This is a genomic window from Methylocystis parvus, assembly GCF_049675845.1.
In the GTDB taxonomy this organism is placed as follows: Bacteria; Pseudomonadota; Alphaproteobacteria; order Rhizobiales; family Beijerinckiaceae; genus Methylocystis; species Methylocystis parvus_A.
In genome coordinates this window covers 1,055,055-1,080,755 of sequence record NZ_CP187161.1, presented here as the reverse complement: position 1 = coordinate 1,080,755, position 25,701 = coordinate 1,055,055, and the positions used below count along the sequence as shown (strand labels likewise).

The 25,701-nt window shown below is 62.9% G+C and carries 24 protein-coding genes and 1 tRNA gene; 12 read left to right on the top strand and 13 right to left on the bottom strand.

The genetic code is table 11. The annotated features are described in order from the left end of the window. Positions 1 to 208: 208 nt before the first annotated feature. Positions 209 to 535 carry a phage integrase central domain-containing protein gene (locus tag ACPFMJ_RS05750; RefSeq protein ID WP_424362884.1) on the top strand — a complete coding sequence of 109 codons (327 nt, stop codon included), beginning with the start codon at positions 209 to 211 and terminating at the stop codon, positions 533 to 535. Here the strand turns inward: ACPFMJ_RS05750 and ACPFMJ_RS05745 are convergent, their stop codons facing one another. Then, positions 536 to 4,690 carry a chemotaxis protein CheB gene (locus tag ACPFMJ_RS05745; protein WP_424362883.1) on the bottom strand — a complete coding sequence of 1,385 codons (4,155 nt, stop codon included), beginning with the start codon at positions 4,688 to 4,690 and terminating at the stop codon, positions 536 to 538. A 195-nt stretch (positions 4,691 to 4,885) separates the two neighbouring features. Between ACPFMJ_RS05745 and ACPFMJ_RS05740 the strand changes: the two genes are divergently transcribed. Next, positions 4,886 to 5,452 (top strand): chemotaxis protein CheB, encoded by a 567-nt coding sequence (locus ACPFMJ_RS05740; protein ID WP_424362882.1) that lies wholly within the window; start codon positions 4,886 to 4,888, stop codon positions 5,450 to 5,452. A 763-nt stretch (positions 5,453 to 6,215) separates the two neighbouring features. Here the strand turns inward: ACPFMJ_RS05740 and ACPFMJ_RS05735 are convergent. The 8 genes from ACPFMJ_RS05735 to ACPFMJ_RS05700 all read right to left on the bottom strand — a co-directional run bounded on the left by ACPFMJ_RS05735 (position 6,216) and on the right by ACPFMJ_RS05700 (position 10,190). Then, the gene (locus ACPFMJ_RS05735; RefSeq protein WP_424362881.1) at positions 6,216 to 6,692 is read right to left on the bottom strand and encodes a hypothetical protein; all 477 of its coding nucleotides are present in this window, start codon (positions 6,690 to 6,692) and stop codon (positions 6,216 to 6,218) included. Positions 6,693 to 7,503: 811 nt separating this feature from the next. Continuing rightward, positions 7,504 to 7,580, bottom strand: a tRNA-Pro gene (locus ACPFMJ_RS05730). An 88-nt stretch (positions 7,581 to 7,668) separates the two neighbouring features. Then, entirely contained in the window at positions 7,669 to 8,184 is a 516-nt protein-coding gene (locus ACPFMJ_RS05725) for a dihydrofolate reductase (protein ID WP_424362880.1), read from the bottom strand. A 6-nt stretch (positions 8,185 to 8,190) separates the two neighbouring features. Beyond that, positions 8,191 to 8,997: a thymidylate synthase gene (locus ACPFMJ_RS05720; protein ID WP_424363794.1), complete on the bottom strand. Its 807-nt coding sequence runs from the start codon at positions 8,995 to 8,997 to the stop codon at positions 8,191 to 8,193. 76 nt (positions 8,998 to 9,073) lie between these two features. Then, positions 9,074 to 9,391, bottom strand: coding sequence for a hypothetical protein (locus ACPFMJ_RS05715; RefSeq protein WP_424362879.1), 318 nt, complete (start codon positions 9,389 to 9,391; stop codon positions 9,074 to 9,076). A gap of 43 nt (positions 9,392 to 9,434) precedes the next feature. Next, on the bottom strand, positions 9,435 to 9,674 hold the full coding sequence (locus ACPFMJ_RS05710; protein ID WP_424362878.1) for a hypothetical protein: 240 nt from the start codon (positions 9,672 to 9,674) through the stop codon (positions 9,435 to 9,437). Positions 9,675 to 9,730: 56 nt separating this feature from the next. Then, a complete protein-coding gene (locus ACPFMJ_RS05705) occupies positions 9,731 to 9,865 on the bottom strand; it encodes a hypothetical protein (protein WP_424362877.1) in 135 nt (44 codons plus the stop codon). A 112-nt stretch (positions 9,866 to 9,977) separates the two neighbouring features. Continuing rightward, a complete protein-coding gene (locus tag ACPFMJ_RS05700; RefSeq protein WP_424362876.1) occupies positions 9,978 to 10,190 on the bottom strand; it encodes a cold-shock protein in 213 nt (70 codons plus the stop codon). A gap of 350 nt (positions 10,191 to 10,540) precedes the next feature. Between ACPFMJ_RS05700 and ACPFMJ_RS05695 the strand changes: the two genes are divergently transcribed. Both ACPFMJ_RS05695 and hrpB read left to right on the top strand, forming a co-directional pair. Next, entirely contained in the window at positions 10,541 to 11,542 is a 1,002-nt protein-coding gene (locus ACPFMJ_RS05695; RefSeq protein WP_424362875.1) for a TIM44-like domain-containing protein, read from the top strand. A 70-nt stretch (positions 11,543 to 11,612) separates the two neighbouring features. Next, positions 11,613 to 14,081 carry an ATP-dependent helicase HrpB gene (gene hrpB / locus ACPFMJ_RS05690; protein WP_424362874.1) on the top strand — a complete coding sequence of 823 codons (2,469 nt, stop codon included), beginning with the start codon at positions 11,613 to 11,615 and terminating at the stop codon, positions 14,079 to 14,081. A gap of 10 nt (positions 14,082 to 14,091) precedes the next feature. Here the strand turns inward: hrpB and ACPFMJ_RS05685 are convergent, their stop codons facing one another. Continuing rightward, positions 14,092 to 15,018 (bottom strand): right-handed parallel beta-helix repeat-containing protein, encoded by a 927-nt coding sequence (locus tag ACPFMJ_RS05685; RefSeq protein ID WP_424362873.1) that lies wholly within the window; start codon positions 15,016 to 15,018, stop codon positions 14,092 to 14,094. A gap of 314 nt (positions 15,019 to 15,332) precedes the next feature. On the opposite strand from ACPFMJ_RS05685, the gene ACPFMJ_RS05680 reads away from it, so the two are divergent. Both ACPFMJ_RS05680 and ACPFMJ_RS05675 read left to right on the top strand, forming a co-directional pair. Beyond that, complete coding sequence (locus ACPFMJ_RS05680) at positions 15,333 to 15,884, top strand: retropepsin-like aspartic protease family protein (protein ID WP_424362871.1); 552 nt, start codon at positions 15,333 to 15,335, stop codon at positions 15,882 to 15,884. 104 nt (positions 15,885 to 15,988) lie between these two features. Beyond that, on the top strand, positions 15,989 to 17,488 hold the full coding sequence (locus ACPFMJ_RS05675) for a phosphomannomutase/phosphoglucomutase (protein ID WP_424362870.1): 1,500 nt from the start codon (positions 15,989 to 15,991) through the stop codon (positions 17,486 to 17,488). A 250-nt stretch (positions 17,489 to 17,738) separates the two neighbouring features. On the opposite strand, the gene ACPFMJ_RS05670 is transcribed toward ACPFMJ_RS05675, so the two are convergent. From ACPFMJ_RS05670 to ACPFMJ_RS05660, 3 genes are all read right to left on the bottom strand, one after another. Further along, on the bottom strand, positions 17,739 to 18,422 hold the full coding sequence (locus ACPFMJ_RS05670; RefSeq protein WP_424362869.1) for a TadE/TadG family type IV pilus assembly protein: 684 nt from the start codon (positions 18,420 to 18,422) through the stop codon (positions 17,739 to 17,741). Beyond that, complete coding sequence (locus tag ACPFMJ_RS05665) at positions 18,422 to 19,045, bottom strand: TadE/TadG family type IV pilus assembly protein (protein ID WP_424362868.1); 624 nt, start codon at positions 19,043 to 19,045, stop codon at positions 18,422 to 18,424. Before ACPFMJ_RS05665 ends, ACPFMJ_RS05670 begins: the two co-directional genes overlap by 1 nt. 158 nt (positions 19,046 to 19,203) lie before the next feature. Next, positions 19,204 to 19,680, bottom strand: a complete 477-nt coding sequence (locus ACPFMJ_RS05660) for a pilus assembly protein N-terminal domain-containing protein (RefSeq protein ID WP_424362867.1) — start codon at positions 19,678 to 19,680, stop codon at positions 19,204 to 19,206. Between the two features lie 473 nt (positions 19,681 to 20,153). Between ACPFMJ_RS05660 and ACPFMJ_RS05655 the strand changes: the two genes are divergently transcribed. From ACPFMJ_RS05655 to ACPFMJ_RS05630, 6 genes are all read left to right on the top strand, one after another. After that, on the top strand, positions 20,154 to 20,318 hold the full coding sequence (locus tag ACPFMJ_RS05655) for a Flp family type IVb pilin (RefSeq protein ID WP_424362866.1): 165 nt from the start codon (positions 20,154 to 20,156) through the stop codon (positions 20,316 to 20,318). 156 nt (positions 20,319 to 20,474) lie between these two features. After that, positions 20,475 to 20,981, top strand: a complete 507-nt coding sequence (locus tag ACPFMJ_RS05650) for an A24 family peptidase (RefSeq protein ID WP_424362865.1) — start codon at positions 20,475 to 20,477, stop codon at positions 20,979 to 20,981. Between the two features lie 263 nt (positions 20,982 to 21,244). Next, complete coding sequence (cpaB, locus tag ACPFMJ_RS05645) at positions 21,245 to 22,045, top strand: Flp pilus assembly protein CpaB (RefSeq protein WP_424362864.1); 801 nt, start codon at positions 21,245 to 21,247, stop codon at positions 22,043 to 22,045. A 56-nt stretch (positions 22,046 to 22,101) separates the two neighbouring features. Continuing rightward, positions 22,102 to 23,595, top strand: a complete 1,494-nt coding sequence (locus ACPFMJ_RS05640) for a type II and III secretion system protein family protein (RefSeq protein WP_424362863.1) — start codon at positions 22,102 to 22,104, stop codon at positions 23,593 to 23,595. A 28-nt stretch (positions 23,596 to 23,623) separates the two neighbouring features. After that, the gene (locus ACPFMJ_RS05635) at positions 23,624 to 24,397 is read left to right on the top strand and encodes a CpaD family pilus assembly protein (protein WP_424362862.1); all 774 of its coding nucleotides are present in this window, start codon (positions 23,624 to 23,626) and stop codon (positions 24,395 to 24,397) included. Next, entirely contained in the window at positions 24,397 to 25,659 is a 1,263-nt protein-coding gene (locus ACPFMJ_RS05630; protein WP_424362861.1) for an AAA family ATPase, read from the top strand. Before ACPFMJ_RS05635 ends, ACPFMJ_RS05630 begins: the two co-directional genes overlap by 1 nt. The last annotated feature ends 42 nt before the right edge of the window (positions 25,660 to 25,701 follow it).

The window sequence follows — 25,701 nt, the reverse complement described above, 5'->3', positions numbered from 1 at the left end:
CCTCACGCCCATCAGGGCATCGGCCGAGCCGCCGCGTTACGAGGCGCAATCACACGCGACCGCTGACGCGCGAAAGACTGCTTTCTTGGATGAGGCTGGGGCAGGGAGAGAAGAGGTCAAGCGGCGCCAGACTTCAATACTGGCTGCAACGCCCCGCCCATGGCGGCAAATCTAACTACGTAACTATTTGTAGAATAGTCGGAGTGAGATGGGCTCTGTCTATTCGTGGACCAAAAGCGCGGGCCGGTCCTGGTGGTTTCTCCGCGAGAAGACGGCTGAAGCTCGGGAGCTGGTCCGCTCGGGCGTCAACCCGATCGAGGCGCGAAGGGCAGGGCCGGCGGAGGCGCCGAAGCCCACCTTCGGGCGCGTCGCCAGCGAATTGATCGACAGCAAGAAGGCAGGGTGGCGCAACGCCAAGCATCGCGATCAATGGCGGTCGTCTCTCATAACCTATGCGGCGGCGCTCACAGATCGACCTGTGGACCAGATCGACGGCGCTTCGGTCGGAGGATATGTCGGACTGGTCGCGCCGTAGTCATCCGCGACCATTGTGCAGCGCAAGCAGCTGCGCCAACGCGTCAACCTTGATCGGTTTTACGAAGAAGTGGTCGAAGCCTGCTTTCAATGCTCGGTCGCGAACGTCCTCCTGCCCCCACCCGCTGAGCGCGGCGAGGATCAGGCTCTTTCCGTGCGGCAGCTTTCTGAGCTCCCCCGCGAACGCATAACCGTCCATTCCGGGCAAGCCGATGTCGGCGATCACGATTTCAGGATTCAGGCGGTGAATCAGGGAGATGGCGGCGGGGCCATTGCACGCCGTATGAGCTTCGCCGCCGAGAGACCGCACAAGCATGGCAATGCTCTCAGCCACGTCAGCCTGATCGTCCACGACAAGGACCTTCCTCGAAGCGACGGCGACGGGCGCCTCGGCCTTTGTCTCATCAGCGGCGTCGTGGGAGTTCTTGGAGAGGTGCAGTCGAACGACAAATTCGCTGCCTTTTCCTCTGCCCTCGCTGTGCGCTTCTATGAGGCCGCCATGCAGTTCGACGATGCCCCGGGCGAGCGCCAGCCCCACGCCGATGCCGCTTTTTTCGAGCCCGGGCGACTTGTCTCCCTGATTGAAGAGCTCGAAGGCATGCGCGAGGCTCTCCGGCGTAAACCCAGCCCCATTGTCGCGCACGCGGACCACGGCGGCGTCGCCTTCGCGGCGCGCCGAAACATGTATCGAGCCCTCAAGTTGCGTGAATTTGGAGGCGTTGTTCAGCAGATTGGAAAAAACCTGGGAGAGACGCACGAAGTCGCCCTCAACCTTCAGCGGTTCGTCAGAGAGCGACAGCTCTATCTTTTGGCGGCGTGACTCGATGAGCGGCATAACCGTCTCAACCGCCTGGTTGATCACGATCCTGAGGTCGAACGGCTTTATATCCAGCTCCACCTTTCCGCGCGTAATGCGCGCAACGTCGAGAAGATCGTCGACGAGTCGCATCAGGTGAGACGTTTGCCTTTCGATCAGCCCATAAGCGCGCTCAATTTCCCCGGCGTCCAGGCTCGAGCGCTTCAAAACCTGTAATGCGTTGTGGATCGGCGTCAGCGGGTTACGCAATTCATGAGCGAGCATGGCGAGGAATTCATCCTTGCGGCGGTCCGCCTCTCTCAGCTCCTGCTGCAATAAATAAACGCCGATGGCGTCCGCCGCTTGGCGCGCGCAAATATCCACCAGCCTCAGTTCATGAGGCGAGAACTGGTGGGGTACATGGAAATACACGGCAAGCAGTCCGACCAACCGGCCTGACGTCGCGCAAAGTGGGGAAAAGATGACGGCCCGATAGCCCGCGACCCTCGCCTCGTCCAGGCTCAGCTTGAACGCAGGGTCCTTTTCGACATCCTCGAGAGCGACCCGCTCGCACCGGGAAAGCGCGATGCCGCTCGACGAGCTGGAAGCGATGACGACATCCCTGAGCTGATCGAGAAACCGCTTCTCGAAGCCTCGGTGCGCGACCAGCCGCAGCATGTTTTTCGTCTGATCGAGGAGCTGGATGCTTCCAAAATTAGCGCCAGTCAGCTCGATGATCGCATCGAGCGTTGCGCCGAGAGGCTGCTCGAGTTGGTTCGCCTCCATGACCTTGGTGCTAAGCTCTTGCAGCCGCGCCATGGCGCGCAGCTCGAACTCCAGCCCCTGTTCAGCGAGCTTCAGCTTCGTGATGTCGCTAAAGGTGACGACAACGCCGTCAATTTGCTCCTCGAGCGTTCGATAGGGTCGCACCTGCATCGACACCCAATGTCCGTCGCCGGTTTGAAGGCTCTTGTCGACAGGAACAAGGCTTTTCAGGACGGCGGCGACATCCTGTTCGAGACCCTCGTAAAGGAGACGGTGCCTGAAATCAGAGATGATGCGGCCAATATCGCTTTTGCCGATGCTGAAATAATCGTTCACGCGGGGCGTGAAAAACCTTATTCGCAAATGGGAGTCGAGGAACAGAGTGCCGATTTCCGTCGCGGCGACAAGATTTTCCAGGTCGTTGTGAGCTGTCGAGATCGCTTCGAGCTTGCTTTTCAGCTCGCCATTCACGGTTTGCAGTTCTTCGTTGATCGACTGCAACTCCTCTTTGCTGGTCTCCAGCTCCTCGGCCGTCGAACGATATTCCTCGTTGATCGATTGAAGCTCCTCATTGGCGGCCCGCAAATCCTGAGTCGCCTGTTCATACTCCCTCCGGCCGGCGCTGAGTCGGTCCTGCGCCGCCGCGAGCTCTTGACGCAGGCGTTTGATTTCCGCTCGGCTGACCTCCTCGATCTCGGGCATTTCATCGGCATGCGGGGCCTTGCCGAGATCCATGAAGAAGACGAGGGCCTGCCCGATGCGCGATTGCCCTTCTTCCCTGAAGGGCGTCACATGCAGCGCGACCAAATGGGCGTCGCCGTTGAACGCCACAGGAATCGGAACGCTGAGCGAGGACTCCCCTTTCTCGACCGCGCGCTGCAGAGCGAGCTTGAGATCGACGCGCAGCTCTGGACGCACCTGAGCCGACAACTCGGGACTGAAGGGCCCTTCAAGGGGCCTGAAGAAGCGGCCAACATTCGGCGAGAGATGAAGGATCTTGGATGCGCTGTCGACAAGCACGCTGGGCGGCGCGTTCTTCTCCAGAGCCGACGCGTGCGCGTGGCCGACGCCAACGGCCGGCTCGGCGACGACCGGCTGCGCGGGACGATGCTCGATGGTCGCAAAATCCGATGTCAGATGCGGCAATGGCGGCGTCACCTTTTCCGCCTGCCCAATGGAAAGGTAGATGCGCGCGTCGCGATCGACGGGCACGAAAAGAGACTGCGCGGCGTCGATGGTCTCGGCCGAGCCGAGGAAGACATAGCCGTTCGGCTTGAGCGCGTAATGAAACAAGGCGCAGAGCTGCCGTTGAAGCTCGCGTTGCATGTATATGAGCAAATTGCGACACGAAACCAGATCGATCTTGATGAAGGGCGGGTCCTTTAAGGCGCTGTGCGACGCGAACAGGATCAGGTCGCGCAGTTCCTTTTTGACGCGATAAAAATTCGTGTCTTGAACAAAAAAGCGGCGCAGGCGCTCCTCGGAGACGTCGGCTTCGATCGACTTCGGATAACGCCCCTCTCTCGCCGCCGCGAGCGCGAGTTCGTCGATGTCGCTCGCGAAAATCTGCATTTGCGGATGAACGCCGCGGCGCGCAGCCTCCTCAAGCAACAGAATGCCGATGCTGTAAGCCTCTTCGCCCGTCGCGCAACCAATCACCCAGACTCTCACCGACGTTTCGTCGTCAAGCCTGTCGAACAGCGGCTCGATCACCTTCTCCGACAGGGTGACGAAGGCGTCGGGGTCTCGGAAGAAGGAGGTCACCGAAATCAGAAGATCCGAGAAAAGCTCGGAGACTTCGTTCTTGCTCCCCTGGAGATAGCGGTAATAATCGGCGAAGCTTTCTCGCCGAACGACCTGCATCCGCCGCGCAAGCCGGCGCATGACGGTCGGCCGCTTGTAGTTCGAAAAGTCGTGCCCCGTGCGCCTGCGCAGCAAGGCGATGATCTGGCGAATGCTTTGCTCTGTGTCTTCGTCGCTTTCAATTCGCATCGCCAACTGGCTGCACCTCACCTGGGCAAGGCGTTCCGCCAGCTCCGCGACCGGAGCCACAAAATCGACGACCCCGGTCGCCACCGCGTTTTCCGGCATCATCGGAAATTCGGCGTCGGCCGGATCTTGGGCGAAAACGACGCCGCCCGCTTCTTTGACCGCCCGCATGCCGAGCGTACCGTCCGAGCCAGACCCGCTCAACAAGACCGCGATGCCATCGCCTCTCCCCGCGGCGACGGACTCGAAGAACAAGTCGATCGGAGAGCGTCGGCCCTTTAATCCGCTGAAGGGGCGCGCCGTCAGGTTGTCGCCGTCGATCACCAACTCCCGGTTGGGCGGGATCACGTAGACGCAATTCGGCTTGATCGTCGCCGCGCCCTCGATCTGCGTCACCGGCATGCGCGTCTGGGCGGCCAATATTTCACTCAAGGAGCTTGGATGATCGGGCGCCAAATGCACGATCACCACATAGGCCAGGCCCAAGTCCGTGCGGATATGCGCGAAGAAGTTTTTAAGGGCGCTAACGCCCCCAGCAGAGGCCCCTAGCGCGCAGATCGGCGTATGAGCGACATACCGGTCGTTATGTTGGCCGGCGGCGCTCATGATCCCTCCCTGAATTCACGTTTTTCCCTCTCATATAAGCGCGTTCGTCAGACGACGCGAGCGGCAGCGGGGCAGGACCTCGCAATACGGACCGCCCATAGACTGAAGCCAACTTCTGTACGTTCCGGAGGGCATGGCGGTCCTGAGGCTGTGAATGTTTGGAACTTTCGACGACGGCAGCGGCTTGTTGCTCCCATGAGCGACATCATCGTCATCGCCGCCTCAGCCGGGGGACTTGAACCGCTGCGCCGGATCGTGGCGGCGCTTCCAGCCGCCTGCCCGGCAGCGGTTTTCATTGTCATGCATATTGGCGCCCAGCGAAGCAATTTGCCGACGCTTCTCTCCTGGTCCTCCAGGTTGAACGTGTCCTTCGCCCGAGATGGCGCCCCCATCCAATCGGGACATATCTACGTCGCCCCGCCCGATCAGCACATGGTCCTGGAGGTCGGGCGCATCCATCTGGAACGTGGGCCAAAGGTGCATCATACGCGACCCGCCGCTGACCCCCTCTTCATCTCGGCCGCAGAGGCTTACGCAGGCCGCGTCCTTGGCGTGGTTTTAAGCGGAGGCGACAATGATGGCGCCGAAGGGTTGCGAGTCATAAAGCAGCATGGCGGTCGGGGCGTCGTTCAGAAACCCGAGGAGGCTGTAGCTCCGTCCATGCCGGAAATGGCAATTGCCAGGGACCACCCGGACGCTTGCTTGTCCGTCGCAGAGATTGCAGAGCTGATGGAAACCTGCACAGACCAAGTGGCGAAGTGACGCGCTGGCCTGCCAAGGGCAAGTTTAGCGACGTTCTAATTGCCGTCCCGTCCATTCTCGCGCTTTATTGACGATGCTTCCGCCCGTCGGTGGATGCATCATTCTCGGCTTTGCTTTCTTTGGCTTCGCGCTCGCCGTGTTGCTGTTCGCCCTGACCCTGGCCCTCTGACCCCGGCGAAATTGCAAAGCCCGGCGCTTTGTAGGCCGGGCCGGGCGCATCCTTGGGAAGGGGAAAGGCGTTGATCGCGCATTTTGATCGAATGCCCCGTCCCCTCCCTCCAACCATCTGGTCGCCTCTCCGGTTGTCTCCGCCCTCTAGAGCCGCATGCCAGCGCCGCCGCCGCACGCCCCCGCGTCTGTTGTCTCTAGGAATCAATGCGTTACCTGCTTTTCCCGACAAGCGACAAAGGAAGCGCTCGTTCGAAACTGATGATGGGACAGGCAAAGCGATGCATCGATTGGTCGAGCGACAGCTTCAGCGCGCGCATCAATGCCGGTCCTTCCCGACGCTCAAAGCGAAAGAGCCTGAGAAGTGCAATCAGCGCGGTATGCTCCTCGAACGAACGGCGGACCTTTTACAAGGTAGCCTGCAATGCATTCGGGAGTCCGAAATGCTTCTTGCAAGCATGAAAGTTGCCGAAGCTCCGGACGAGTTCCAGCGCGTCGTCGCAGGCTGCGAGGAAGTGATCAGGAGCGTCATGCGGGGAAATAGCGAGAATCGGCGCTAGGCTGCCTCGGTCGCTCACACTGAGAGTAGCCAGTGTCAGGCGGCGAGAGCTCGAGCCGCCAGCCGGGAAAAAATCCATTCAGGCTTCTGATCCTTGCCTTCAGCCTCTTCGCGCAGGAGGCCTTGATGATGTTCCATCGCCTCGAGTGTTTGGATAAAAGTATCAAGCATGCATGAAGCATCTGCTATAGGGCGATCCTCCGCTTGAAGCTGCGCCACCCGCTCCCGTTGCCGAGCAATAAGCAGTTTGGCCCTGGCTACATGCCGCGTTGCCCTGTCGAGCTTGGACTCAGAGACACCCACTGCGGTCGGGATAGAGGCTTCCCTTGCTCGGCAATGCGGCTTCACAACCTGTGCCGCCGCTAATTGCAGGAGTAGGAGCGCCATTCGATTAGGAACTTGCTCACGGACGATCGCCTGGAAGGATTGATGAATGGCCTTCCCCAGCTCGCTCTGGATTATGCGTTCGTCCTTCTCTCGTTCCTTTGAGAGAACCTCCGCCATCGTTGTCATGAACCGGCCCTCCTGGCGACCTAACCCGTTCGTAAAAGCCCAACAAAGTAATTAGTTACTTCTTTGCATTCGCAAGTCTTGCTGGAGTGTGCGACGAAGCAGCGTCCGGCGCTTCGCCACTTTTCGGCGCAGGAGGTCCCGCCTTAAGACGCCCGACTCTGGGCCGTAGCTTCGCGCCGCCAGGCTTTCGGCGCCAGACGCACGGCGACGACAAAGCCTGCGCCGGCGCGATGATTGTCGGTTTCGATGTCGGAGCGCGCCGCGATCGACGACCTCGCGCTAATGATTACCGGACCGGGTGGCCGCTTTCATCTTATTGGGGGCATGGGGTGCATGAGGACGCAGGCGACGTCTCATGGAGGAGACTCATGCCGAGAGCGGGCAACCTGTTCGAAAACCCGCCGGCCGCTGGCGCCGAGGAGCGGTTCACGACCTTGGCGGCGTTCGCGGCGCCCGCATCGAGCGCATGTCTCGACCGGTCAGGCCAGCCCGCCGAGCTTCTGGTGCGACCAAGAGCAGGCGGAATGGGTCGTGCTGCTCAGCGGCTCAGCCGGGTTGATGATCGAGGGCGAGGAAATGCCGCGCATCCTGCGCCCAGGTGACTACGTAGAGATCCGAAAGGAGCATGGGGTGGTAGGCAGAGCGGCAGCGCACTTGGATAGTGGCGGGTCTGCATGACAGCGAGTGAGGCCCCTGCGCGGGTCCGGTGCACTAAGAGAGGCGATGAAATCAAACTGTGGGGTAGTTTGTGGGGCGGCTACCAGCACCAGTTCCGATTATTTTTGTCTTTCCAACTGGAAAGTGGAAAGTCTGGTCGGAGTGAGAGGATTCGAACCTCCGACCCCCTCGTCCCGAACGAGGTGCGCTACCAGGCTGCGCTACACTCCGAACCGGCGACCCGCAGGCCGCTGTTGAGGGGCCTTATAGCCATAGAGCGCGGTTCCCGCAACTGGTTTCGGCCTTAAATTTGCGGTTCTCAACCGCGCCGGCGCTGGAGCGTCACAAAGGCGAAGTCAGCTTCGTCGCGCTCGCCGCGCGGCGGGGTTTCGCGGGCGATTTCCTCCCAGTCTTCCGGCGAAAGCTGGGGGAAATGCGCATCGCCGGGGATGTCGAGCGCGACCTCGGTGAGTTCGATGACATGCGTCTGGTCGAGGAGCGCGCGGTAGATTTCCTCGCCGCCGGCCACGATGACTTCCGGCGCGCCCATCTGGATCGCGAGCCTCCGGGCAATGTCGACCGAATCGGCAAGGCTCGTCGCGACATGGGCGCCGGGGGCCTCGTAGTCCGGGCTGCGGGTGACGACGACGCTTTCGCGGCCGGGCAGGGGGCGGCCGATCGATTCCCAGGTCCGGCGGCCCATGATCATCGGCCGGCCCCAGGTGCGCGCCTTGTAGCGCTTGAGGTCACTGGACAGCCGCCAGGGCAGGCCGTTGCCGACGCCGATGACGCCGTTCTGCGCGCGGGCCACGACGGCCACGAGTTTTGGTTCCATGAGCCTCTATACCGCAATCGGCGCCGCGATGGCCGGCCAGGGATCGTAGCCTTCGACCGAAATGTCCTCGTAGCGGAAGTCGAAGAGCGAGGTCACGTCGGGGTTGAGCGCGAGGCGGGGCAGGGGCTTCGGCTCGCGGGAGAGCTGTAGCCGCGCCTGCTCGACATGGTTCAGATAGAGATGCGCGTCGCCGAAGCTGTGGACGAAGTCGCCCGGAACGCACCCCGTGACCTGCGCGACCATCTGCGTGAGCAGCGCATAGCTGGCGACGTTGAACGGGACGCCGAGGAAAGCGTCCGCCGAGCGCTGATAGAGCTGGCAGGAGAGGCGCTTCTTCCCATCTATCTCGGCGACGTGGAACTGGAAGAGGCAATGACAGGGCGCGAGCGCCATCTTGTCGATCTCGGCCGGGTTCCAGGCCGTGACGACGAGGCGCCGCGAGAACGGATTGCGTTTGATCTCGTCGATCAGCCAGGCGATCTGGTCGATGATCTCGCCGCCCGGCGCCGGCCAGGCGCGCCACTGGCTGCCGTAAACCGGGCCGAGGTCGCCGTTTTCATCGGCCCATTCATCCCAGATGGTGACGCCGTTTTCCTGCAGGTAGCGGATATTGGTCTCGCCCTTCAGGAACCACAGCAATTCGTGGATCACCGACTTCAGATGCACCCGCTTCGTCGTGACGAGCGGGAAGCCCGCCGAAAGATCGAAGCGCATCTGGTGGCCGAAAATGGAGAGCGTGCCGGTGCCCGTGCGGTCTTCCTTGCGGACGCCCTCGCGCAGGATTTTATCGAGCAGGTCGAGATATTGACGCATGCGCGTCGTGTAGCGCGTTCGCCGCGGTCGCGCCATACACGCGCTCCGGGACGACGATTCTTTCAGAAGCGCGAAATCAATCTTTCGCGAAAAGAGCCGGGGCAAGCGCCAAAGACTCTTTGCCAAGGCGCGGCTTGCTCGCGGCTTTTGGTTTGCGTCGCGCCAGGGGGAAAGCAGTGTCGTCATAGAGCGGACGGATTTCACGCCCGAAATAGTGCGTCTCATTCACCTCGAGAGAGCAGCCTCCGAGGAGTTTCGGCGCAAGGTCCTCCACTGCGAAACGGATCGCGTCGGCAGCTTTTGCGAAGCGCCGGAAAGTGAGCGCCTTCCGCTTGGATTGGCCGCTTTTGGCGTAAAACAGCGAGGCTTCCATCGCATAGTCTCTGGCGTGCATGAGATCCTCCCTGTTTGTCTTACGCCCGCTCGGCGCTGGCTCCCTACAGGATCGTACGTTCGAGAGCGGACTCGATGACGACGCGTTCCTGTCCGTCGCGATCCGATCGGACCCGATATTGCAAGCCCTGCCCGCCATCGGGCAGCTGCCGGGTAACGGAATAGGTTCCCGAGCCGCCGCCGCCCCGATAGGCGACATGGACGCCGACCTCGAATTTGTGGGTGGGAACAGCCGCGATTCTTGCGCTGCGATGGCGTGCGCGCGCATTGATGAAGTCCGTCATGTGCGAATACTCAGGTCGAGAGAGGGGCGCGCGCTTTGGCGGGCCTATATGCGCCGCTATTTCTTGGCGCGGTCCTGGGTCTTGATCTTTTCCAGCGTGGCCCAAGGCGTCCCCGGCATCGTGGCCGGAGCAGACTTTTCTTTCTTGGGCTTCTTGGCTTCGCGATTGCCTTTGCGCTGATTCTTCGTCATGGCCGTCAGGCCTTTATGTTCGAGATCGGAGGCGGCGGATATCGCCGTCCTCCCAAGCGCATAGGCCTCGCGCCGCCGATGTTTTCGGCGACGGCGCGGGGTCTTTTAGAGATCAGCTCTGAATCTGCAGCATGTCCGCCGACATTTTTCCGCTGCGGCGATCCGCCATCAACTCGTAGCCAACCTTCTGGCCCTCGACCAAGGTGGCGAGCCCGGCGCGCTCGATCGCGCTGATGTGAACGAAGACGTCGGCTCCGCCGGCCTCCGGCTGAATGAAACCGAAGCCTTTATTGGCGTTGAACCACTTAACGATACCAGTCTGCATGGGGTGTCCTTTCCAGGAGCAGGTGTGCGCCGGCGTTCCCGCCGTCGCGATAAATCGTAGTTCTGGAGAGGAAGTCACAAGCCGACGCGCCAGAGGCGAGAGAGAAAGTAAGATCGTCCGGCCGAAACCCGATGAAATGAACATAATCTAATTTTTGGCAATAACAATGGCGTGGCCCAGATTATTTTTGACCCGCGACGATTTTACTGCCTTGCAGCCAAGTTTTGCTTTTCGCCGCGCATGGGTGGGATTCGCCGCGCCCCCGCCGCCCCCGCCTTTGCAGCTTGGTCGCGCGCTTCCTATATTCCTCTCCCGAGGGGGCGCACGCTCCCTGCGAAAGGGGAAAACACATGTTGCGGTTTCTTGCGCAAAAGCGCGGATCGCTGATTTCACTGGTTCTTGCGACGCTTCTCGCGCTCGCGCCGGCCATTGCCGAGGCGCGCATGGGCGGGGGCGGGAGCTTCGGCTCGCGCGGCTCGCGGACCTGGTCGGCTCCGCCGTCGACCCGCACCTCGCCGGGCATGACCTCGCCCTTCGAGCGCAGCGATACGCCGCGTTCGGGCTACGGCATGAATCAGCCGGGCTATAATCCGTCCTATGGCGGCTCGTCCTTCGGGCGCGGGCTGATGGGCGGCCTCGCCGGCGGCCTGCTCGGCGCGGGTCTCTTCGGCCTGCTGACGGGTCAGGGCTTCTTCGGCGGCATTGGCGGCTTCATGTCGATCATCGGCTTCCTGCTGCAGATCGCGCTGATCGTCTTCCTGGCGCGCATGGCCTTCGCCTGGTGGCAGGGCCGCAATGCAGCGGCGGGCGCCGGGCCGCGCGGTTCGACCTTCAATTTCGGCGGCGGCGCGCCTTTTGGCGGCCGTCCGACGGGCGGCCTCGGCGCTGGCCCGGTGGGCTTCGGCGCCGGCGCGGCCCCGCAGCGCCCCCGGGCGCAGCCGATCCAGATCGCGGCCGGCGACTTCAACGCCTTCGAGCGCCTGCTCGGCGCCTCGCAGGCAGCCTATAGCCGCGAGGATCTCGACGCACTGCGCGCCATGGCGACGCCGGAAATGGTGCGCCATTTCGACGACGAGCTGGAGGGCAACCGCCGCAAGGGCCTCGTCAACCGCGTCACGGACGTGAAGCTGCTGCAGGGCGACCTGTCGGAAGCCTGGCGAGAGGGCTCGGACGAATACGCCACGGTCGCCATGCGCTTCACGCTCAACGACGTGATGGAGGACCGTACGACGGGCAAGCCCGCGCCGGGCTCTCCGGGCGCTTCGCAGGCGACCGAGGTCTGGACCTTCCGCCGCCCGGCGGGCGCCGGCGCCGACGCCTGGAAGCTTTCCGCGATCCAGCAGGCGGCGTAACGCGAAGCCTGATATTGAGGGGCGCTCCCGCTGCGAGGCGGGAGCGCCTTTTTTGTTGACCCCGAGTTCAATGACCCGCTCGCAAGACGCTCTGCCCATCGACGCCGTGCTGCCCGACATTCAGTCGGCGCTGGCGCAAGCTTCCAACCTCGTGATCGTCGCGCCGCCCGGCGCCGGCAAGACCACGCGCGTCCCGCTGGCGTTGATTGGCGCGGATTGGGCGAAAGGCGCCAAGCTCATCCTGCTGGAGCCGCGCCGCCTCGCCGCGCGCGCCGCCGCCAGCCGCATGGCCGCGACACTGGGCGAGCAGGTCGGCGAGACGGTCGGCCTGCGCATGAGACTCGAATCCAAAGTCTCGGCGAAGACGCGGATAGAGGTCGTCACCGAGGGCGTCTTCGCGCGCATGATCCTCGACGATCCTTCACTCGACGGCGTCGCTTGCGTGCTCTTCGACGAATATCACGAGCGCTCGCTCGACGCGGATCTCGGCCTCGCGCTGGCGCTCGACGCGCAATCCGGCCTGCGGGACGATCTGCGCCTCATCGCCATGTCGGCGACGCTCGACGGCGCGCGCGTATCGGCGCTGATGGGAGACGCGCCGACGCTCGTCTCCGAAGGCCGCGCCTTCGATGTCGAGACGCGCTATCTCGGCCGCGATACGAATGAACGCATCGAAGACGCGGTGACACGCGCCATCATTCGCGCGCTGCGCGAGGAGAAGGGCTCGGCGCTCGCTTTCCTGCCTGGGCAGGGCGAGATCATGCGCGTTGCGTCGCGGCTTGAGGAGGCGCGGCTGGAGGGCGTGGACATTGCGCCGCTATACGGCGCGCTCGATCGCGGCGAGCAGGACCGCGCCATTTCGCCGTCGCCAAAGGGGCGACGCAAGGTCGTGCTCGCGACCTCCATCGCCGAAACGTCGCTCACGATCGAAGGCGTGCGCATCGTGATCGACAGCGGCCTGTCGCGCGTGCAGCTCTACGAGCCCGACCTTGGCCTGTCCCGGCTGGAAACCGTGCGCGCCGCGCGGGCGAGCGTCGATCAGCGCCGCGGCCGCGCGGGCCGCACGGAGCCGGGCGTCTGCTACCGCTTGTGGGACGAGCCGCAGACGGCCTCGCTGCCCGCCTTTGCGGCGCCTGAAATTCTCGCCGCCGACCTCTCGAGCCTCGCGCTGGATCTCGCCGCCTGGGGCGTGAGCGATCCGACGCAATTGAAATGGCTCGACGCGCCCCCGGCGCCGGCATGGAAAGAGGCGGTCGCGCTCGTAACCGATCTTGGCGCGCTGGACGCCGATGGACGCTTGACTGAAACGGGCAGGGCGCTGCGTACGCTGCCGCTGCCGCCCCGCCTCGCCCGCATGGTGTTGGAGGCCGCGAGACATGGCGAGGCGGAGCGGGCGGCGGAACTCGCCATGCTGCTTTCGGAGCGCGGGCTCGGAGGCAATGACGCGGATCTCTCGCATCGGCTGGATCGGCTGCGGGGAGACGGCTCCAAGCGCGCGCGCGATGCGAAGAGGTTGGCGGCGAATTGGGCGAGACTCGCGAAGGCGGCGGCCGGGCCGCGGGACCCCAAGCCACTCTCCGACGGCGCCCTCATTGCCCTCGCTTATCGAGATCGCCTCGCCAAATCGCGTGGCGCGAAGGGCGACTTCCTGATGGCGAATGGCCGCGCCGCGAGCCTGCCGATTGATGACCCGCTGTCGCGCGCGCCTTATCTCGCAGTCGCCGAACTCACTGGCCGCGCGGCGCAGGCGCGCATTCTCGCCGCCTGCGCGCTTGATGCGGAGGAGGTGGAGGAGATCGCCTCGGATCGCATCGAGGCGCGCGACGAGACCGTGTTCGATCCCGCGAGCGCAAGCCTGAGGCGCCGACGCTTTCGCCGCCTCGGCGCGATACGCCTGAGCGAGCAGAATTTATCCATCGAACCGAATGATGAAAGCGCATTGACGCTCGCGCGGGGTTTAGCAGCGCTCGGCGTCTCGCGTCTGCCATGGACGAAAGGGCAGGCGCAGCTTCGAGATCGCGTCGCCTTTCTGCGCAAGGCGGAAGGCGATGAGTGGCCCGATCTCTCCGACGCCACGCTGGCGCAAAGCGTAGAAGAATGGCTCGCGCCCTACATTATCGGCCGCATGTCGATAAGCGACATCAGCGCGAACGATCTCGACGCGGCGCTTGCGTCTCTCCTGCCTTACGACCTCATGCGCCGCATCGATACGGAAGCTCCCTCTCATTTCGAAACGCCGGCGGGTTCGCGTCACGCGCTCGATTACGACGCGCCCAATGGGCCGTTGCTCTCGGTGCGCGTGCAGGAGCTGTATGGACTCTCTCAGCATCCGACGCTTGCGCGCGGTCGCGTGCCGCTGACGCTGGAATTACTTTCGCCCGCGCATCGGCCCATCCAGACGACGCGCGACCTCCCGAGCTTTTGGGCGGGGTCGTGGAGCGACGTGAAGAAGGAAATGAAGGGCCGCTATCCGCGCCATGTGTGGCCGGACGATCCGGCGAGCGCGGCGCCGACGACGCGGGCAAAGCCGCGCAATTGACTGCCGCACTCTATTGCCTGCTCAAGGGCGTCAAAGTTGCTCCTGTGCGCGTCAAGACATTATTCGTGCCGTCCGTCACGGTCTGCACGTCCACTTGCAGCGTCCCGATCGTATTGTTGTCGAAGAGGTACGTGGGTGCGCCGGCATATATGTCCTTTCCAGCGGACAGATAGGCGTTCGCCATGATCGTAGAATGCTTTACGGTCGTCGAGACGCCGGCCCGCAGATTGAGTCCATTCGCGCCGTTCCGGTACAACGTGCTCTGCTCGATCATGGTGGTGTGACCGCCAAAACCGTCTGTCTTGAGCCCATCGGCGGCGTTGTTCTTGAAGACGGAATTCCTGATCAGCGTCGTCGCGACCACGACGAGAGGCCCGTTCGGGGGGAAAATCAGCATTCCATTGGCTCCGTTGCGAAGCACGAGCGTATTGGCGACGGTGAGGTCGAGATTGGGTTGGAACATTCCCGAACCCGTCGCGACCGGGGTCACGGCGATCCCGTTGTCGGCGAAATTCTTGATGACGCAATCAAGGATGTTGATTTCACCTGCGTAAGTAGGCGCCACGCCCATGGGAAAACTCGATGACACCAGCACGCCATTGGCGCCCGCCCCGCGCCCGTCGATGCTGAGGCCCTTCAGCGTGATTTTCGCCGGGCCGTTGGTGTTGATCGTGATCGCGCTCTGGCCGGCCGTCGTCTGCTGAACGCTCGCCGTTCCGACGCCGTCATTGATGACGCTGATCTCCTGCGAGATGGTGAAGGGCGCGAAACCCGCGGGGTCCAGTATGTCGATCTCGCCGCCCGGCGAAACCAGCGCGTTGTCCAGCACATATTTGATCTGCCGGCAGGGTGAGGCGAGCGCGCCGCAGGAGGGCGTATCCGATCCCTTGCTGGAGACCCAGGCGCGGGAAAGTCCCGCCTGCGCGGGAAACGTCATCAAGGGCATCGCTGAAATCGCAATCAAAAAGAGGAAGAAAGCGCGCTTCATGGAACACCCAGGATTCAGCCTGTCTAGAAACCGCCAGTTTGGGGTTGCTGACCGAATCTGACAAGGGGGCGGCAGCTGGACGCAATCCAACGTCGCGCCGGCAACGCCCGGATCGGGCTTACGGTTTTTTCTCGGGAGGATTGTCGGAATTTCACCGCTGGTTTTAAGGGCGGGGCAAAGATTTACGGGTCAGGATCGCCCCTAACGTCATTCGGGGCGCCGGGCAGGGCGCCTTTCCAATCAGCCGCGGGGCAGGGAGCCTCATGCTCGGGACCCAAATTCAATTCGCCGCCATCGCCATCTTCATCGGCCTCATCATGGCAAACGCCTTGATGCATCTGGGGCCGCGCTTCGGGAGCTTCGGGCGGACGCCGCAAAGCGCGCAGATGCGCCCCGTCACGGCTTCTGTCGCGCCCACCCGCGCCGCGCTTCCGGTGCGCACGGGCGAAATCCGGATCCCCGCCGACGGCGTCGGTCAGTTTCTGACGGACGCCGAGATCAACGGGGCGCGCATCTCGCGCATGATGGTGGACACCGGCGCGACGCTCGTCGCGCTCTCCTATGAGGATGCATCGGCGGCGGGGATTTTCCCGATGCCTGCGGACTATAAATATCAAGTCAGTACGGCGAATGGCGTCGCGCATGTCGCAAGGGTGAAGCTCACCGACGTTCGGATCGGAAACATCGTGGTGCATGACGTGGACGCGGTCGTGGGGGAGCGCGGCGCGCTTTCGGGCAGCCTGCTCGGCATGACCTTCCTGTCCAAGCTCTCGCGCTTCTCGGTCGAGTCCGGGGCGCTGGCCTTGAAGCAGTAAGGGGCCGGGAACGTCGGCGGAAAGGATTTGGGCGCGAACCATTTGGCCGCTCTCCCGCGACGGTGTAAACCCTGCACCGTCCGAAATTTCCGCAAGGAACGTCCATGCTGCCCAAGCCCGTCGCCAGCCTGACTCCGAATACCTTCGAATATGAACAAAAGCCGCTCGTAAAGCCCACGGGCTTCCGTGAATACGACGCGCGCTGGCTATTCGGGCCGGAGCTCAATCTGATGGGCGTGCAGGCGCTCGGCATGGGGCTCGGCACGCTGATCCACGAGATGGGCGTCGCGCCGGACATTGTCACCGGGCACGACTACCGGTCCTATTCCGCCTCCATCAAGCTCGCTTTGGTCGCGGGTCTCATGGCGTCGGGCGTGCGCGTGCGCGACATCGGCCTCGCCTTGTCGCCCATGGCCTATTTCGCCCAGTTCGAACTCGACGCCCCGGCCGTCGCCATGGTCACGGCGTCGCATAACGACAATGGCTGGACGGGCGTGAAGATGGGCGCGCAGCGGCCCGTGACTTTCGGGCCCGACGAGATGACGCGGCTGAAGGAGATCGTGCTCTCCGGCAAGTTCCGCGAGGCTGGCGGCGGCTCCTATCGCTATATCGAGAATTTCGGCGCCCGCTATCTGGACGATCTCTGCCGCCGCCCGAACTTCGCGCGCAAGATGAAGGTTGTGGCGGCTTGCGGCAACGGCACGGCGGGCGCCTTCGCGCCCCAGATGCTGGAGCGGCTCGGCTGCGAGGTGATCCCGCTCGACGTGACGCCCGACTACAATTTCCCGCGCTACAACCCAAACCCCGAAGACATGGAGATGCTCCACGCCATCGCGCACAAGGTGCGTGAAACCGGCGCCGATGTGGGCCTCGGTTTCGACGGCGACGGCGATCGCTGCGGCGTGGTGGACAATAACGGCGAAGAGATTTTCGCCGACAAGATCGGCGTGATGCTCGCGCGCGATCTCTCGAAGGTCTATCCGGGCGCGAAGTTCGTCGTCGACGTGAAATCGACGGGACTCTTCGCGACCGATCCGGAGCTCGTCGCGCGCCGCGTGCATACGGAATATTGGAAGACCGGCCACTCTTATATCAAGCGCCGCGTCAACGATCTCAATGCGCTCGCCGGCTTTGAAAAATCAGGCCATTTCTTCTTCAACGCGCCGATCGGGCGCGGCTATGACGACGGGCTGCTGACCGCGGTTCATATTCTCGAAATGCTTGACCGCAATCCCGGCAAGAGCATGTCCGACCTTTATAACGACCTGCCCAAGACGTGGGGCTCTCCGACGATGTCGCCGCATTGCGACGACGAGAAGAAATACGAGGTCGTGAAGAAGGTCACCGCCCACATCGAGGGCATGAAGGCGCGTGGCGAGCAGTTGCTCGGCCAGCCGATCCGGGACGTCGTGACGGTGAATGGCGTGCGCGTCACCGTCGCGGACGGAACCTGGGGCCTGGTGCGCGCGTCCTCGAATAAGCCGGAGCTGGTCGTCGTCGTGGAGAGCCCGGCGTCCGAGGCCAAGCTGCGCGAGATGTTCGCTGCGATCGACGGGATCCTGCGCCAGAACCCGGAAGTCGGCGCGTATAACCAAACCATCTAAATGAAAAGAGCGCCGGCGTTTGGAGCCGGCGCTCAGCTTGCTGACAAGCTCCCGAGGCGGCCTCGTCCTTCGAGACGCGAGCTTCGCTCGCTCCTCAGGATGAGGCCTAAGTGGTTCACGCAGAAAAAGAAGCCCCTCATGCTGAGGAGCCTGCGCAGCAGGCGTCTCGAAGCACGAGGGGCGTCAACACTACTTTGTCAGCAGTCTGAGCTCCGGCCTCTGAGCCGTCGCCATTTTTGTTCCGACAACCTCAGGGCGTGGGCGAATTGCAGTTCGTTCCCGAGGTCATGAAATACTGAATGTGGGACGGGACGTAGGTGTTCCGCACGGGCGCGTAGCTGGTGCGCTGCATCGTCCAGGTCGGCGGCGAGCCCCATTTGAAGAACTCGAAATGCACGCCCGGCGAATATTGGTAGACGACGTCGGCGACGATAATCGGGCCCGTCGTCGGATTGACGCCGTTGGTGACCTGCACATAGCTCGGCGGAATCGTCGTCACGGAAACCGGCGCTGCAGTGGAGGGCGACAGAACCTGGCAGGGACGCGCCGTCGCGCTGTTGCGAGTCACCGTCCAACTCGTTTTCGCTTGCCAATTGCCCGCGCTGGGCGAGGTAATGTTGACCTCCGAAATCGTCATTTTCAGGTTGGCGACCGGCAGCGGCGCCATCAGCGTATTCGCCGCCGAGAAGATCGCAGTGACATCAGCTTCCTTCAGGCCGGCCTGTCCTGTGTTCTGGCCGCCCGTGAGTTGCTGCGCCGTAAGATCGGCGAGCGTATGCGCGACGAGATCGAGCTTCTGCGCCGCGCGCATGCCGCGCGACAGTTCGACGAGGCCCATATAGATCATCAGCATGAGCGGCAGGATGAGGCCGAATTCGACCGCGGCGATGCCGGACTCGTTCTGCTGAAGCCTTTTGACGAGACGCTTCAACATTACGGCTCCACCCGAAAGGCGGCGATGCCCATGAGCATGTAGGTCCATGCGCTGTTGTATTGCGTCTGCCCGGTGCGGATCTGGCTGTATGTGTTCCCCTTGAAGACGCCGCCGCCGAGCATTCCCGAGATCACGGTCATCGGATAGACGATGCGGACAATGGCGATCTGCCCCGGGGCCGGCATGTTGATGACGGACGAGCCGGCGTTCGGCGTGTTGTAGAAGCTGTTGCCGGTGTCGGCCGTTCCCCAGCTTGCCGGGCTGCGCACGTCGACCAGGATCTTATCGCAGTCGAACATGGTGGAGAGCGTCCCGGGCTTCACGACGCCGGAGCTCTTCCACGTGCAGATGTTCTGCTGGACGAACTGCTGGTAGGTCAATCCGGTTGCCGTGCTGTGCGTGAGAACCGCGCGGCTGGCCGTTTCCGTCGCCATTTGCAGTTGGGCGGTGCGGAAATAAATCGAGCCGGTTTCGAAAATGGCGCCGATGAGGCCGAGGAACGGGACCGAAATCATCGCGAATTCGATTGCCGTCGTGCCACGGACATCGGCGAGAAAGCCCTTGCCGGGCAGTCGCTTCGCAAATAGCGAAAACCGTGAAGTGAAACGATGGGCGGCCGTCATTGTTTTTTCCAGCTGCGTCTCGGGCAGAGCAAAAGGCTCTGCCCGCCGCTATCCGAAAAAAACTGACGCCTAACGGTTGCCGGCCCGTTACCAATCTCTTCGAGACTCGCCGTCTGGGCGTCGGATCGCGACTCTTGGTTACCAAGAGCGCTAAAGCTTTAGCGACGCGCCGAGGTGGCCGCGCTGTCGTGAGCCTTCACGGCCTCGATGACGCTGTTCATGTAAGTGACGTCGTCGGCGAGATCGACCGTCTTGGCGCAGCGGGGGTTGCAGGACACCGACTCCCGGTGAGGGCCCCGCTGGACGACGACCTTGTCCTCTGCGGGCACGACCGTAACGATCGACTCCCCTACCTGAGCGCCCGATTTGTCGAGGACGATGAGGTTGGTCGTGCCGAAGCTCTTGCCCGTGATGACCATGAGCTGGCTGTTCTTCAGCATGGTCACATCGGCGATTAGCGGATTGCCGATCACGAGCGTGGAAGCGCCCTGCGGAATTTTCACGATGCGGGCGTAATCGATATCGACGCGAATGGCGCGTTCATTGGCCAGGGCTCCAGAAATCGCGGCCTGCAGGCCGACGACCCCAAAGGCCAGAAGCAGGGCCCCGCGGAAGAGAGACGTAACAAAGGTCATGCGGTTCACCTTGCAGCGCAATCGCTCGGCGCCAATTTGCGGACTGGATAAAGCCGTCGCCCGCTTGGGAATTGTTGGGACGTTTCGGCGACCGCGTCGGCTGGGCTTGAATTCCCCTGCCGCTACGACTTCAAAGGAATAAAGCAGCTAATGGTGAACGATTGATAAAAGGCATTTTATTCAACTTGTGGGGAAATGGCTGACAAAGCGCTCAAATCCCAGCCGCTCTGGGCGAAGCCGTGGCCATCGGCGGCTTGGACCCCATGGGGGGCGGGACGCGGGGTGCAATTTACAGTCTTCCATTCAAAGTTGAATCTCGTTCGGCAGCGTGTCTCCGCGACGTCGAATTAGGCGATTTGCCGATATCGCAATCAACGATCTTGAAAGATATCACGTCTAGGTTTCGAGGCGTTCGGTCGAGCCTACAAACGGAGCAGGTTCGATAGAGCGAAAACTCAGTTCGGAGCAGGACTATGAACAAGATCTTCGCGCGTTTCGTTAAGGATGAGTCGGGCGCCACCGCCATTGAATACGGCCTGATCGCCTCGCTGATCGGCGTCGCCATCATCGCGGGCGTCAAGGCTCTCGGCACGAACCTCTCGGGCACTTTCGCCAAGGTTTCGGGCAACCTCGCCTAATCGCTCTTCCTGTACAGGAACGCATCGGCGGCCCCGGACACGGGGCCGCTGTTATTTCAGAGGTCAGCCGTCCATCCTGCTTAACGGCAGGTTAATGATTACGGCTTAGGCTTCAGTCCACGCACCTTTCGCAAGGCGACATAAGCAGGTTCTTCCATGATCGAGGCCGTGGCGTTCATCGTCTTCCCGACCCTGATGGTCTTCGCCGCCTTCTCCGATCTCTTTACGATGACGATCCCGAACCGGGTTTCGCTCATCCTCGTCTTCGTCTATTTCGCGCTCGCAGCCTATCTGCCGCTTCCCTGGCACACGCTGCTGATGCATGTCTCCTGCGGCCTTGCGGTCCTTGCGCTGACATTCGGCATGTTCCAGCTCGGATGGGTCGGCGGCGGCGACGCGAAGCTCGCATCGGCGACGGCGCTCTGGCTCGGATGGGAAAATCTCCTCGACTACGGGCTCGTCGCGTCGCTCGCCGGTGGCGTGCTCACCGTCATCATCATGATGATGCGTTGGAATGACCTGCCGAAGCGGCTGCTCTCGATCGACTTCGTCGCGCGCCTCGCCGAAAAGACCAACGGCGTGCCCTACGGCATTGCGCTCGCGATCGGCGGACTGATCGTCTATCCGCAGTCGTTGCTCTGGCTCAAACTGTCTGGCGTCTGAGCGCTTTTGCGAGCGCGGCGACAGGGATTCGCCGCTTGCTGCGTAAATCCCCGCAGCCCATTTTCTTAAGAAGAGGTTGCGCCGCGGCCCCTCGCGAGCCGCTGCGCACGCCCCCGCGTAACAAATGTGATTTCAAAGCGTTGCTGTGCATTTTTGGCGCTCTCAAATATCTACGACTTGTAACATCTGATTAACCCTAATTTGACGTTTATCCGCTTGAATTGTGTCCAACCTCGATTTGGCGAGGCGTTGGATATTGCACGATGAACAAGGCACAAATCGCAGTTCTCGCAGTCGCAGTCGCCGCCGGCGGCGCCGCGTTCATGATGATGAACGGCTCTTCTCCTCCGCCGCCGGTTCAGATCGTCGCGCCGTCGCCCGTCAATGTCGATCAGGTGCTGGTCGCCGCGCGTGATCTGCCCTACGGCACCGAGATCACGGATGCGGACACCAACTGGATCGACTGGCCCAAGGGTTCGATCCCGGTGGGCGCTCTCTCCAAGAGCGAGGCGCCCAACGCCAAGGAAGACCTCAAGACGTCTTATGTGCGCATCCCGATTTCGGGGGGCGAGCCTGTGCGCAAGGATCGCCTGATCAAGGGCGTCACCGCGGGCTTGATGTCGACCATGCTGTCGCCGGGCAAGCGCGCCATCGCCATCGACGTGACGCTGAACAACACGGCCGGCGGCTTCATTCTTCCCAATGACCGCGTCGACGTGATCCGCACCTATCGCGACACAGAGGCTACGAAGGATCTCGGCCACGAAGTCTATGGCTCCGAGGTCGTGCTCTCCAATGTGCGCGTGCTGGCGATGGGTCAGACGATCGAGAAGAAGGGCGCCGAGCCGGTCGTGACCGGCTCCACCGCCACTCTCGAGCTGGATCCTCGTCAGGCCGAGCTCGTCGTTCTCGCCCAGCGCACCGGACAGCTTGTGCTTTCCCTGCGGCCGATCACCGACGCGATCGTGAAGGACGCGGCTGCCGAGGCGCCGCCGGATTCCGGCGAAGACGACACGCTGACCGTCGTCAAGCACGGCGTCTCCGCAAACCTGCGAATGAAGTGAGCGCCCCGATGACCTTTGAATTTTCCCTATCCAACAAATCGCGAGGAGCGCCGCGTATGAGCCGCTTGATGCAGAACCTGGTCGGCGCCGCGGTGGCGACGATTGCAATCGCGGCGGCGGGCGCCTCGACGCCGGCGCTGGCGCAAGGACCCTATCCGTCCGGTATTGAAGCCGACGCAAGCGCGTCGCTCGCGCGTCGCATCTCCATGGGCGTCGGCAAGTCGATGATCGTCGATCTGCCGCGCGACGCTGCGGAGCTCGTCGTGGGCAATCCGAAAGTGGCCGACGCCGTCGTGCGCACGCCGCGCAAGCTCTACATCATGGGCGGCGAGGCTGGTCAGACGACGATCATCGCGCTCGACTCGGCCGGGCGTCAGGTCGCCAATCTCGAGATCAGCATCGGCCGCGACGTCGGCGAGCTCATGCCCCTGCTCAAGGCCGCCTTGCCGAAGACGAACATCGTGGCGCGCACGGTGAACGACATCATCATCCTGACGGGCACGGTCGGCTCGGCCGGCGAAGCGCAGCGCGCGGTCGACATCGCCAAAGGTTTCGCGTCGCGCGCGGCGGGCGGCGCGGGCGGCGCAACGGCGACTTCCCAGGTCGGCGGCGTCGGCGGCTCGGCCGACGGCAGCGTCATCAACGCCATGACCATTCGCGGCGAAGAGCAGGTGATGCTCAAGGTCACCGTCGCCGAGGTGGAGCGCAAAGTCATCAAGCAGCTCGGCTTCTCCGCGCAATCCTTCGGCGACACGATCCTGAAGGGCGGCTGGGGTCGGCTGGTGCAGGAGAACCCCTTCGCGGTCAACCCGATCGTGTCGGACACCGCGCTCATCATCAACGGCCCGAACGACACGCGCGCCACGCTCAAAGCCTTCGAGCGCTATGGCGTCACGCGCATCCTCGCGGAGCCGACCGTCACCGCGATTTCCGGCGAGCAGGCGAAGCTGCTCGTCGGCGGCGAAATCGCCGTTCCAGGGTCCGGCGCCTGTACGGTTTCGACCGGCGGATTCCAGCCGGTGTGTACGCCCGGCATCGTGTTCAAGCCCTATGGCGTCTCGCTGAATTTCATCCCCGTCGTTCTTTCGGAGGGCCGCATTTCGCTGCGTCTCGCAACGGAAGTGACCGAAGTGGACGTGCAGAACAGCTTCACTTACGCCAACGTGACCGTTCCCGGCTTCAAGACCCGCAAGAACGAAACGACGGTCGAGTTGCCCTCCGGCGGATCGATCGCGACGGCGGGCCTGCTCACGCAGAAGTCCGCGCAGGCGATCACTGGCCTTCCGGGTCTCTTGAACCTCCCGGTTCTCGGCGCGCTGTTCCGTTCGCGAGACTATCTGCGCAACGAAACCGAGCTTCTGGTCGTTGTCACGCCCTACATCGCGCGCCCGATTTCGCAACAGGAGGTCGCGAAGCCCGACGACAACCTTGCGGATGCGAGCGATCCGCAGGGCTGGCTGCTTGGTCGCGTGAACCGGATCTATTCGACGCGCAGCAATCCGCAGATGAGACAGAACTTCAAGGGCCGCATCGGCTTCATTCACGACTAACGCGCGATTGTCGCGAGGGATCATGACAATGTCCACCGATATCCAGAACGCGAAGACGCGCGGCGGCTTCGCAAACAAGACGAAGCGGCGCGACGCGCTTCGCGCGGGAAAAGTCCTGGCGCTGCTGCTCGCAGCTCCCCTCGGCGCCTGCGGGGTCAACCGGACTCTGCCGCCGCCGGTGACGCCTTACGACTATCATGACCGCCACCCGGTCGTTCTGAGCGACTCGCCGCAGGTTCTCGACGTCTTCCCGGCGACGCTGCATGGACGGCTCGATCCCGAAACTCAGGGTCGGGTTCGCGAGTTCGTCGCACGCTATTCCGAGTTCGGGCACGGCCAGGTGACGATGCTGACGCCGACCGGCAGCGCGGCGGCCGCCGCCAGCGCCGGCGACGCGAACGCCCTGCGTCATGCGCTCGCCTCGGCGGGCCTGCGCGGCAACATCATGATGGGAACCTATCCTGTCACCGATCCGAAGCTCGCGGCGCCGATCCGCCTTTCGTTCCAGTCGATCAAAGCCAAGGTGGCCGACCGCTGCGGCGAATGGCCGAGGGACCTTGCTTCGGGTTCGACGCTCGACGGCTGGCAGAACGAAACCTACTGGAATTTCGGCTGCGCCTCTCAGGCGACGCTTTCGGCGCAGGTCGCCGATCCGCGTGATCTCGCCAATCCGCGCGCCGAAACCGCGTCCGACATCGAAACGCGCATGCGTGGCATCAACAAGATGCGCCGCGGCGAAGATCCGAGCACGGTGTGGCGTCTCAAGGCATCCGATATCAGCAGCGTGGGTGGGGGCTCGTAATGTCCGATACAGCAGTCGAGCGCGCGTCGCAGAGCGACCCTTCGAACCTGATCGCGCCGGTGCCACGCATTTCGATCCAGGCGTTTTGCGAGTCGCAGGACATAGCGAGCGTCATCGAAAGCGCGGCGGGCGACCGCCGGATGAGCAAGGCCCATGTGAAGGTTCACATGGGCGGCCTGCCGGCCGCCATCGAAGCCTACCGCACGGCGCCCACGCCCAATCTGATCGTGCTGGAGACATTCTCCGACCGCGCGGCGCTCATCGATCAACTGGACAGCCTCGCGGAGTTCTGCGACGCTGGCACCAAGGTGATGGTCATTGGCCATGAGAACGACATCGCGCTCTATCGCGAGTTGACGTCCCGCGGCGTGAGCGACTACGTCGTCGCTCCGATGGAGGTGCTGAGCTTCATCGCTCAAGTGTCGCACCTGTACAACGGCCCCGCCGCGGAGATGCTCGGCCGCACGGTGGCGGTTGTCGGCGCCAAGGGCGGCGTCGGCGCGTCGACGCTGTCGCACAACCTAGCCTGGTCGATCTCGCGTCTCCTCGAATATCAGACCGTCATCGTCGATCTCGATCTGCCTTTCGGCACCGCAGGTCTCGATTTCAATCAGGATCCGCCGCAAGGCGTCGCCGATGCGGTCTTTTCGCCCGAGCGCCTCGACGCCAACTTCGTCGATCGCCTTCTGTCGAAATGCAGCGACACGCTCAGCATCCTCGCTGCGCCGGCGACTGTCGACCGTCTTTACGATATGCCCGAGCAGGCATTCGACGCGACGCTCGACATTCTTCGCTCGACGACCCCGTGCTCGATTCTCGACGTCCCACACCAATGGTGCGGCTGGACCAAGCGCGTGCTTGTGGCGGCGGACGAAGTCGTGATCGTGGCGGCGCCGGATCTCGCCAATCTGCGCAACACGAAGACCATCATCGACTCTCTGCGCGCCTCGCGCGTGAACGATCATCCGCCGCGCGTCATCCTCAATATGGTCGGCGTGCCGCGCCGTCCGGAGATTTCGCTCTCGGAATTCGCCAAGGCGATCGAGATCGAGCCCTTCGGCGTCGTGCCCTTCGAGCCGAAGCTCTTCGGCACGGCGGCGAATAACGGCCAGATGCTTGCGGAAGTGGAAGCCGGATCGAAAATCGTCGAGACGCTCGACGATATCGGCCGGTTGCTGATGGGTCGGGTCGCTGCGCGGCGCGTCAAGAAGACGCTTCTCACTCCGCTTCTGGAACGCTTCGCGCGCAAGAAGGCGAGCTGACGCCCTTCGACGCGAGATGTCGCTAAAGGTAACGCAAAAGGT